At 39.1% G+C, this 2273-nt stretch carries 3 protein-coding genes; all 3 read right to left on the reverse strand.

Annotation, left to right across the window (positions count from 1 at the left end):
• The coding region (locus ACN4EE_RS22900; RefSeq protein ID WP_431708823.1) for a hypothetical protein at positions 1-185 on the reverse strand (185 nt) is incomplete at its 3' end.
• Positions 160-375: a type II toxin-antitoxin system HicB family antitoxin gene (locus ACN4EE_RS22905; protein WP_431708825.1), complete on the reverse strand. Its 216-nt coding sequence runs from the start codon at positions 373-375 to the stop codon at positions 160-162. The genes ACN4EE_RS22900 and ACN4EE_RS22905, both read right to left, overlap by 26 nt.
• 234 nt (positions 376-609) lie before the next feature.
• Positions 610-2273, reverse strand: a 1664-nt coding sequence (ltrA, locus tag ACN4EE_RS22910) for a group II intron reverse transcriptase/maturase (protein ID WP_431708824.1), incomplete at its 5' end; no start/stop codon positions are given.

Here is a 2273-nt window from a genome sequence, read left to right on the forward strand (position 1 = left end):
TAAGTTTTGGAGGATTCGATCGAGTTTTGGAGATTGCTTCGTTTCCTCGCAATGACAAGGAGGAGAGGGTTCGATCGGGGTTTTAAGGAGAGATTGAGGAGAGGGTTCGATCGAGTTTTTTGAGGGGAGGTTCGATCGCTTGTTAAATAAAAGGAAAAACTAAGCTGCCACTTCGACGAATCCAACTTGTGTTTGAGGTTGTGGTATATTGTCGTCTCTTTCTAGTAATACTTCAAGATAAAGTGTGATCGCTTCTTTCACATTTTCCTGTACTTCTTCTAAAGTATCCCCAATACTAACACATCCGGGCAAATCAGGGACGATCGCTCCCCAATTATGTTCTCCTTTTTCATAAATTACTGCGTATTGTGTCATCATTTATTTATTAACTTTTTTAAAATGTAATGAAGGATGATTGGGATTAGTTTTTAATAGTTCATAAGAAATATCTGCTATCTTTTGTATATTTTCAGGTAGCTGATAATAATATGACCAAAATTTGCGATTAGTATAGTGCATTAAATTTCTTGATAATCTCCTGCATCAAATTCAGCTAGTGCTTCTTGTGCTAAAGCATCAAGTTTACCATTGTTAAACTAAGCTCAGATGTCACCATCTGAACTCGTCTTCAGAACTGTGCATGAGAGTTTCCACCTCACACAGCTCCTCTCTGATAAACCCCTTGTCATGGGTACGATTCAGACTGCCGTCTTTGGCAGTCTTATCATCGTGGCAATGTCTGTGAAGTACTTGTAGATTGTTATACACATCCTTTCCACCTTTTGATTTAGGGATGATATGGTCGATTTCTAACAAATCTTCACTTTTGAAATTGAGTCCACAATGATTACATTTCCCTTTCTGTCTTTTGAGCAAAGTAGCCATTCTGGTTGAGACTTCAGGGTGTTTTCCTATACGGGTTGTCCAATAAATCCAGTCCCCGTCAAACGGTGATTTCTCTCCTTTGACTTTGACGTGTCTTTTGATTTCCGTTTCGCTATGATTTAGGAGTCTTATTCCATCTCCCTCTCTGGTAGAAAACATCCATGTTCTTAACCCGTGAGTATGCCAATACTTACGGGCTACCCACGATTTGGATTTATTAGGATGTCTTCTTTCCGCCCATCTTTTAAGTTGCTGATATAATACGGAGTCACATTTGGAGTAAACCTCTTTACTACACACCGAGCTGTAATAATTCGCCCATCCCCGAATGACAGGATTGAGTTCTTTGATTAAAGCAGTTTGTGGTGATGATCTGTGTTTCCTGATTATTTCTCCAACTTTTTTAATATGAGCTTTGATTTTTTCCTTTGATGGTTTTATAATGGTTTTATATCCAAGTGGCACACCTTTTGTACTAGTACCTGTGTGTGTTTTTCCTACTTCATATTGCCGGATGTTAAATCCTAAGAAGTCAAATCCCGTGTTTCCTTCGTACTCATCAAGGGTATGAGAGATACGGGTTTTACTTGGTTTCAGTTCAAGCCCTAAATCTTCCAACCAGTTTTCTATTATTTCCTTGCATTGAATGATTCTCTCGATGTCCTTGTGTAGAATAACAAAGTCATCTGCATATCGGATTATGCTGAGCGAATTTTCATTGTCTCTTTTTCTACCTTCCCATGATCTGGCGAACTTTTTAAGTTCTAGTTCCATCCCGTGTAAGGCTATATTTGCCAGTAAGGGAGATATGACTCCTCCTTGTGGTGTTCCTTTCTCGGTGGGAAATAGTTGTTCGCCATCCATATATCCACTTTTCAACCATGATTTAACCTCATGTCTTAACTGTGGGTAGGTTTTAAGTTTTACAAGTAATTTATCGTGATCTATTCTGTCGAAACATTTGGCTATATCAGCATCAAGAACATATTTTGGTTGTCTTGTGATGCATAGAAATATTTGCCCAATGGCATCGTGTGCAGATCTTGCTGGTCGAAATCCATAACTATTCGGTTCAAATTTTGCTTCCCATTGGGGTTCAAGTGCTAACTTGACCAGACATTGTTTGATTCTATCTTCCATACATGGGATACCCAGTGGTCTTGTTTCTCCATTAGGTTTAGGTATGTTGACTCTGCGAGTCGGTTTACATTTACCTCTTAGTTTTAACTGACCTGTAATCTCTAAGCGTTGCTTCGGGGTCAGAGATTTAACTCCATCCACACCTGCTGTTTTCCTGCCTTGATTATCCTGAGTTACCCTTCTGGTTGCTAGGAGTTTGCCGTAATAGGATTTTACGAGTAATCTTTGTAAGCTGTGAACCAACTTGA

It is taken from the genome of Geminocystis sp. CENA526 (genome assembly GCF_050753365.1).
In the GTDB taxonomy this organism is placed as follows: domain Bacteria; phylum Cyanobacteriota; class Cyanobacteriia; order Cyanobacteriales; family Cyanobacteriaceae; genus Geminocystis.